The sequence below is a fragment of the Sphaerisporangium sp. NPDC051017 genome (assembly GCF_040683095.1).
In the GTDB taxonomy this organism is placed as follows: Bacteria; Actinomycetota; Actinomycetes; order Streptosporangiales; family Streptosporangiaceae; genus Sphaerisporangium.
Map to the genome: position 1 here is coordinate 76,990 of NZ_JBFBCI010000041.1, position 8,023 is coordinate 85,012.

Here is an 8,023-nt window from a genome sequence, read left to right on the forward strand (position 1 = left end):
TCCGGGAATGTCACGGTCCAGCCTCAGTAGGCGCCGTCGCGGCGCAGGACCGCGCCGATCGTCTTCCACAGGATCACCAGGTCCGCCGTGAAGGACCAGTTCTCGACGTAGTACAGGTCCAGCCGGACGCTGTCCTCCCACGTCAGGTCGGACCGGCCGCTCACCTGCCACAGCCCGGTGATGCCCGGCCGTACCAGCAGCCGCCGCGCCGCGTCCCTGCCGTACCGGGCGACCTCCGACGGCAGCGGCGGCCTCGGGCCGACGAGCGACATGTCGCCCCTGACGACGTTGAAGAGCTGGGGCAGCTCGTCCAGCGACCATTTGCGGATGAACCTGCCGACCCGGGTCACGCGCGGGTCGTGACGGATCTTGAAGAGCACCGCGTCCTTCTCGTTGCGCGCGGCGAGGTCCGCCAGCGCGGCCTCGGCGTCCACGACCATGGAGCGGAACTTGTACACGGTGAACCGCCGCCCGCCGAGCCCGACGCGGGTCTGCCGGAATATGGCCGGTCCGGGGCTGTCGAGGCGCACGGCCAGCGCGACGACCGCGAGCACCGGGAGCAGCGCGAAGACGGCCAGCGCCGCGACCGCGCGTTCGAGCAGGTCCTTGGCCGTGCGGCGCGGCCCGGCCAGTTCGGGCGCCTCGACGTGCAGCAGCGGCAGCCCGCCGACGGGCCGGGTGTGGATCCGCGGCCCGGTGACGTCGGTGAGCGCGGGCGCGACGATCAGGTTGACGCCCATGTCCTCCAGCTCCCAGGCCAGCGCGCGCATCCGGGGGATCGTCAGGCCCGTCGCCGCGACGGTGTCGGCGCCGGCCCGGGTCACGGCCCGCCGCACGTCGTCGACGGTGCCCAGCACGGGGACGCCCGGCAGGGAGGGCAGCGCGTCGTCGTACCCGTCTGAGAGGCACACCCCGGCGACCGCGTACCCGGCCTGCGCCTCCCGCCGCAGCTCGCGGATCAGGTGCGTGACGCGGAACTCGGTGCCCACCACGAGCACGCGGTGTGACCAGGACGCGTCGCGCGCCCTGAGGCGGCGCAGCCACGTGCGGGCTGCGCACCGCCAGCCGAGCAGGGCCGCGGTGCCGACCGGGCAGGCGAGCGCGACGAAGCCGCGGGCCAGGGGTAGGTCGAGCACGTAGCAGGTGATGCCGACGAACGCCGCGAGGTACAGGCTGCCGTTGGCCACCCGGCGGTACTCGTCGATGCCGTAGCCGAGCATCCGGCCGTCGTAGGAGCGCGTCTGGTGCAGGCAGAGCAGCCAGGCCGCCGCGATCACCAGGCCGACCAGGTGGTAGGGGACGCCGGCCATGACGGGCGGGCGCCAGCCGAACCGGCCGCCGTAGGAGCCGACGACGACGGCGCACACGACGAGCGCGTCCCCGGCCACCAGACGGCGCTGGTAGCGCCCCACCCAGGACGGCGCGGAAGCGGCGGTGACCGGCCTGGACAGGGACGTGGCGGTCATTACCGCCGCTCCGGCGCGGCCACCAGCGAGCGGTAGAGCGACTCGGTGCGGTCGGTGGCGACGTCCCAGGAGTAGCGGGCGAGCACGTCCTCGGACCTGATCCGGGCATTGTCGCGCTCGGCGTCGAGGGAGGAGAGCACGCGCACCAGTACGTCCCGCAGGTGCTCGTGGTCGCCCTGGCGGAACAGCCGCCCGCCCGGGCCCTCCTCCTCGATCACCTCGCGGTGGCAGCCGAGGGAGCTGGCGATGGTCGGCAGGCCGTAGGAGGAGGCCTCGAGCAGCGCGAGCGGCAGCCCCTCCAGGTGCGAGGGCTGTACGTAGACGGCGGCGTGGCGGTAGAGCGAGGCCAGGTCATCGCCGTAGAGGTAGCCCAGCATGTGCACGCGCGGGTCGCCCGCCGCCAGCTCGTTCAGCTCGTGGACGTACTCGTCGGTGTAGGACGAGCCGCCCACGATGGCGAGCCGCATGTCCCCCGGCACCTCGCGGAACGCCCGGATGAGCAGGTCGATGGCCTTCTCGGGCACCAGGCGCCCGACGAACAGGACGTACCGCCCCGGGGTCAGGCCGCGTTCGACGACGGGCGCGGCGGAGACGGCCGCGGTCGGCCGTTCGACGCCGTTCGCGATGTGGACGGTCGGGCGCTCGCGGAGCGCCGCGTACTCGTCGGCGATCTCGCGGGAGACGCCGATGACCGCGTCGGGGACGCGCTCGCTCAGCCAGCGGGCGCTGCGCAGCACGGCCTTGGCCGCGCCTCCCCACTTCTGCCGGCGGTCGTCGCGCCCGTGGATGGTCTGTACGACCCGCGCGCGCGACAGGTAGCGGGGCAGCGGGGCGAACAGGCCTGGGCCGAGCGCGTGGTAGTGCAGGATGTCGTGGCCGTCCGCTAGGGCGGCCATGGTGGACACCAGGCTGTGCGCGAGGGCGTCGAAGTGCTTGGTGCCGAGGGTGGGCAGGTGCCGCAGTCGCACGCCGTCCACGGTCGAGGGCCGTTCGAGGACGTAGTTGTTGCGGCAGTAGACGGTCACCTCGTGACCTCGGGCGGCGAGCCGCCGCCCGAGGTGCGCGACGTGGTGCTCGATGCCCCCGAAGGTGGCCGGGATGCCGCGCTGGCCGATCATGGCTATGCGGAGCACCCGCCGATCGGCGGACGCCGGGGAATGTGCGATGGAACCTGTAGTCTCGGCCGCGGGCATGCCCGAACTCCCCAAATATGACAATCGCGGAACGCGCCTCTGCGTGGACGCTAGGGAATTTCGGACGGCCCCGGAAAGGGGGGTCCGGGGTATTTCCGCGCTCTTCACCGACGGTTGGCCCCCGCGACCTCGCGCGGGCGCGCCGCAGTCGGTGGGACCTTTCCCCGGGGGAGAAATTCATGGCCGCGCTCTTGATCGTTAACGATCCGTACCGCCGCGGGTCGATAAGTTCCAGATAAGATCTTTGGCCCTCTCGGGATGGAACCCGCGCTTGAGCTGCGATTGGGTGGCCGGGTCGGGCAGGGGGCGGGCACACCTCGGTATTTCCTGCATTCCATACGGGTTTTATCGGTTAGTCAAGGCCTGAACAACCCGTCAAAGATGAAATTTACGGCACCAGTCATTTCAGTTCGCGTATTTATCGGTTCGCCTGATGGTCGCTGTGCGATACGGGTCGCAGGCGCTATAAATGGCTGGTCCTTGGGAGGAGAAATCGTGATCCGCGTGGTCGCGGCCGTACTCGCGGTCCTGACCGTTCTGTGCGCCACCGCGTGCACGGCCGGCCCGCAGCGGCCCGCCCCCGGAACGACCCCGGTCCATCGGCAGCCGCCCGAGCAGCCCTTCGGTCTGAAGTGGGACGGCTACCAGCACCCGCCTACCCCCCACGACGCCGTCATCGAGGCGTACGGGGGAGGTGGCACGTTCCACGAGATCGTCTGGTGCGCCGTCGAGCCGCGTCGGGGCGAGCGCAACTGGTGGCTCGACGACCGCGTCGTGAGCGACCTGCTCGCCTACGGCTACCGCGTCATGCTGCGCATCCGCGTCGGGTCCTGCTGGGCGAGCGGCCGGCCCGGCGCCGAGCGCCCGCGCGTCGCCGTGTCCTACCCGCCCGCCGACACCGCCGCGTACGAGGCCTTCGTGCGCGACACGGTGACCCGCTACGCCGCAAAGGGCGTACACCTGTACGGCATCGAGAACGAGATCGACGCCTTCACGAGCTGGGGCGTGGACCCGCGCGAGTACCAGGCGGTCGGGCGCGCCGGGGCGCGGGCCGTGCGGGCCGCGGACCCGGCCGCCAAGGTGCTGGACGCCGGGGTGGCCAGCGCCGGCTACGGCATCACCGTCGCCAAGGCTCTGCTGGACGCCGGGCAGCCCGACCGGGCCCTCACCTTCTACCGCGACTTCTACGCCGGACGAGGCGACGGCAACTTCCCCCTCGCGAACAGCGCGGACGAGCTGCGGGCCGCGTTCGCGCTGCCGAGGGCCCAGCGGGCCATCACCGCCCAGGACGCGGTCTTCGAACTGGACAGGGAAGGCGTCTTCGACATCGTCCAGCTCCACTACTACGCGGGCTGGTCGGCCGTGCCCGACGTCATCGACCACATCCGCGCCAAGGTGCCGGCGAGCATGCCGATCGAGGCGTGGGAACTGGGCACCTACTGGCCGGGCTCGGACTACGACCCCGCGCTGCACGGCACGGAGACCGCCAAGGTGGTCGCCCTGCTCCTCGCCCGCGGCGTCAAGCGGATCGTCTACCTTCCGCTGAACTACAAGACGAAGGGGGCGCTCGTCTCCTCGGAGCACTGGCGCGGGTTGTACGGCGCGGACAACGTCGCCCGCCCGGCCAAGCTGGTGTACGACAAGTTCAGGGAACACTTCGCGACCGGCACCTGGCATCCCGTGGCACGTCAGGGGCTCAGCGGCGGGCTCGCCGACCAGGGGGCCACGACGACGATGGTCCTCTGGAGCACGAGCGGGGCGCCCGTCGCCCAGCCCCTGCCCGCCGTCGACCCCTCCCGCCCCATCGCGGTGACCGCGCTGCCGAGCGGCCGCTCGTGGTCCTGGACGAGCGGGACTCTCGAGGTCGGTAAGGAACCGCTCATCGTCACCTTCCCCGCGCCCTACACGGACGCGCTGCGCTGGCTGGAGGCGGCATGATCCCGCACAGCTCCACCTTTGGCAGGCCCCGGACCCACGTCGAGCGCAGCCTGCTCGCCGCGAGCGTGCTCGCGATCGTCCTCGCGGTGTACTGCGGCGTCGTTTTCGCCTCGGGCGCGCCGCGCAGCGCGTGGATCCTGCCCGTGGCGCTGGTGATGGCCGGCGCGCTGACCGTCGTCGCCATCACCCGGTTCACGCTGTTCCTGGTCATCGTCCTCGCGATCCGGTCGAGCCTGGACGCCGCCAAGCTGGCCAGCATCGACGCCACGGTGGACGCTGGAGGCGGGCAGCCGACCGCCTCCAGCCTGTTCGACCCGTCCTCGATGCTCGCGGTGCTGTTCATCTGCGCAGGGCTGGCCTGGCTTGTCGTTCAGGGACGCCGTCCCGCCGAACTGCGCCCGCACCCGGCGGTACCGCGGGCGGCCCTGGCGTTCTTCGGCGCGTGCCTGCTCAGCCTGCTCGGCTCCCGGGCCCCGGCCGTCAGCGTCGGCGAGGTCCTGCGCGTCCTGGCCTTCCTGATCATGATCTTCGTTGTCGAGCGGCTGGTGTCCGACGACCCGACCCGCAGAGGGCCGCTGCTCGGCGCGGTGTTCGCCTCCGGCGTGGTCCCGGTGCTGGTCACGTTCTACCAGGTCGTCACCGGGAACGGCCTGGTGGACCTGGACGGGCTCATGCGGCCGGTCGGCACCTTCTGGCACCCGAATTCGCTCGGCGGGTTCTGCTACATGATCATGATCATGGGCGTGGCGATGCTGTGGCACGTGCGCGGGCGCGCGCGGTTGGGGCTCGTCCTGCTCGTTGCGGGCCTCGGCACCGCCCTGGTCGCCACCGCCGCACGCGGCGCGTGGATCGCGGCGCTCATCGGCGTGCTCGTGGTCGGGGTCCTCCAGGACCGCCGCGTCATCTACGCGGCCCTCGTCGCCGTCGGGGGAGTGCTCGTCGCGGTGCCCTCGGTGCTGCAGCGGTTCTCCGACCTGTCGCAGAACTACACGGCGGGCGGCTACGAGGCCAACTCGCTCGTGTGGCGGTTCAACCACTGGATCGAGGCGACCAGCCTGCTGCCCGAGAACCCGATCACCGGCACCGGGCTCGGCACCGCGCGGCTGATCCTCTACAAAGAGGTGCACAACGACTACGTCCGGGCGCTGGTCGAGTCCGGGATCGTCGGCCTGCTGGCCTATCTCGGCCTGCTGGCCGCCCTGTTCATCGCCGCGCGGCAGGCGCTGCGCGCGACCTCCCCGGTGCCGGGCGTCCGCTCCCCGGACCCGTCACGCGGGATCGCCGTCGGCTTCACCGGCTGCGTGACCGCGTTCGCTGTGTCGGCCCTGACCGACAACATCATGACCGCCGTGGTCGTCATGTGGTATCTGGCGGTGTTCGCCGGGCTGGCCCTGTGCGTCGGGGTGCCCGGGAAGGAGACCCAGTGAGGGTTCTGCACGTCAACAAGTTCCTCTACCGCCGTGGCGGCGCGGAATCGTACATGCTGGGCCTGGCGGAGTTGCAGGTGAAGAACGGCGGCGAGGTGGCGTTCTACGCCATGGCGCATCCGGAGAACATCGCCTCGAAGTACGAGGAGCACTTTCCCCGGAACCTGGAGCTGAACCCGGCGCCTCGCGGCCCCATCGCCAAGGCCAAGGGCGTCGGCCGCATGCTGTGGTCCACCAGCGCCCGCCGCGGGATCGCCCGGGTGATCGCCGACTTCAAGCCCGATGTCGCGCACCTGCACAACATCTACCACCAGCTCTCACCCTCGGTGGTGTCCGCGCTGAGGGAGGCGGGCGTGCCGGTCGTCATGACCCTGCACGACTGCAAGCTGGTCTGCCCGTCGTACTCTTTCCTCGACCACGGCAAGGTGTGCACCGCGTGTGTCGGCGGCAGCCTGCGCGAGGCGGTGCGCCGCCGCTGCAAGGACGACTCCCGTTCGGCCAGCGCGGTGCTCGCGGCGGAGACCTGGCTGCACCGCCGGTTCGGTGCCTACGACGGGGTGAACGTCTTCATCAGCCCCAGCAAGTTCCTGGCCGGCCAGCTCACCACCGCCGAGGTCTACCCCGACCGGCTGCGCGTGCTCGACAACTTCGTCGACCTCTCCGACCCGCCGCAGAAGACCGAGCCGGGTGGCCCGCTGGTGTGCGTCGGCCGCCTGCACGAGGGCAAGGGCGTCGACACGGCGATCCGCGCGATGAGCCTGCTCGGCGCGGACGCGCGGCTGGTCATCGCGGGGGAGGGGCCCGACCGCGAGCGGCTGGAGAAGATGGCCGCCGACCTCGTACCCGGCCGCGTCACCTTCCTCGGCCGCAGGTCGCGCGAGGAGGTGCTGGAGCTCGTCCGCTCGGCCACCGCCCTGCTCGTGCCGTCCCGCTGGCACGAGAACCAGCCGATGACGATCCTGGAGGCGTTCTCCTGCGGCGTCCCGGTGATCGGCACGGCGGTCGGCGGCATCGGCGAGCTCATCACCGACGGCGCCACCGGGCGGCTGGTGCCCCCGGAGGTCCCCATGGAGCTGGCGTCCGCGGCGCTGGCCCTGCTGCGCGACCCGCAGAAAAGCCTGTCGATGGGCAGGTCCGCGCGTATGACGGCGAACGCCCGCTTCTCTCCCGAACGGCACATGAGCGCCCTCGGGGAGATCTACGCCGAGGCCCGCCGCGCGGGCCTCCGGGCGAAGAAGTGACCACAGCGAGACGGGAACCAGAGATGACGTCGGTAGACGAAGTACGTCCGGACCGCGGCAAGGGCGTGCGCTCGCGTCTGATAGGCCAGCCGAACTCCTTGAACACGGGATTCCGCGCCAAGCGCATGGGAATGCTGCTGGAACGGTTCCCCGACCTCGCGCGGATGGAGGTCATCGATCTAGGCGGCACCGTGCGCACCTGGACCCGATCTCCGGTGCGACCCGCCCACGTGCATCTGGTCAACCCCGAGCCGCCGGTCAAGGGCGTCGCCGACGACGTGCTGCCCGACTGGGTGACCATGGAGATCGGTGACGCCTGCGCTCTGCCGCCCCACATCACCGGCCGCCGGTTCGACCTGGTCTTCTCCAACTCGGTGATGGAGCACGTCGGCGGGCACGAGATGCGCAGGCGGTTCGCCGATTCCGTCCACATGCTCTCGGATCGCCACTGGGTGCAGGTGCCCCACCTGTACTTCCCGGTCGAGCCGCACTGGGTGTTCCCGCTGTTCCAGTTCCTGCCGCTGCCGGTGCAGACGACCATCGCCGCCAAGTGGCCTCTGTCGGCGTGGGGCAAGCGCCCCCGTACCCGGGCCGAGGCGCTGCCTCTGGTGATGGAGGTCGAGCTGATGAGCCGTACTCATATGCGGCATTACTTCCCCGACTCCACGCTGATCGCCGAGCGCTTCGCCGGGTTCACCAAGTCGCTGATCGCCTGCAGGGCTTCCTGAGGCAGGGAAGGCGCGCTGCCGTACGGCAGC

6 protein-coding genes are annotated in these 8,023 nt (G+C 71.2%); 4 read left to right on the forward strand and 2 right to left on the reverse strand.

Going from position 1 to position 8,023, the window contains the following annotated elements; all coding sequences use genetic code 11:
• Positions 1–23: 23 nt before the first annotated feature.
• A complete protein-coding gene (locus tag AB0M95_RS27795) occupies positions 24–1,466 on the reverse strand; it encodes a sugar transferase (protein ID WP_363770503.1) in 1,443 nt (480 codons plus the stop codon).
• Positions 1,466–2,659, reverse strand: a complete 1,194-nt coding sequence (locus AB0M95_RS27800) for a glycosyltransferase family 4 protein (protein ID WP_363770505.1) — start codon at positions 2,657–2,659, stop codon at positions 1,466–1,468. The genes AB0M95_RS27795 and AB0M95_RS27800 overlap by 1 nt, the downstream gene beginning before the upstream one ends.
• A 495-nt stretch (positions 2,660–3,154) precedes the next feature.
• On the opposite strand from AB0M95_RS27800, the gene AB0M95_RS27805 reads away from it, so the two are divergent.
• From AB0M95_RS27805 to AB0M95_RS27820, 4 genes are read left to right on the forward strand one after another with little or no spacing between them, the layout of a single operon-like run.
• Positions 3,155–4,597: a hypothetical protein gene (locus AB0M95_RS27805; protein WP_363770508.1), complete on the forward strand. Its 1,443-nt coding sequence runs from the start codon at positions 3,155–3,157 to the stop codon at positions 4,595–4,597.
• Positions 4,594–6,024: an O-antigen ligase family protein gene (locus tag AB0M95_RS27810; RefSeq protein WP_363770510.1), complete on the forward strand. Its 1,431-nt coding sequence runs from the start codon at positions 4,594–4,596 to the stop codon at positions 6,022–6,024. Before AB0M95_RS27805 ends, AB0M95_RS27810 begins: the two co-directional genes overlap by 4 nt.
• On the forward strand, positions 6,021–7,265 hold the full coding sequence (locus tag AB0M95_RS27815; protein ID WP_363770513.1) for a glycosyltransferase family 4 protein: 1,245 nt from the start codon (positions 6,021–6,023) through the stop codon (positions 7,263–7,265). The genes AB0M95_RS27810 and AB0M95_RS27815 overlap by 4 nt, the downstream gene beginning before the upstream one ends.
• A gap of 23 nt (positions 7,266–7,288) precedes the next feature.
• Entirely contained in the window at positions 7,289–7,993 is a 705-nt protein-coding gene (locus tag AB0M95_RS27820; RefSeq protein ID WP_363770516.1) for a hypothetical protein, read from the forward strand.
• The last annotated feature ends 30 nt before the right edge of the window (positions 7,994–8,023 follow it).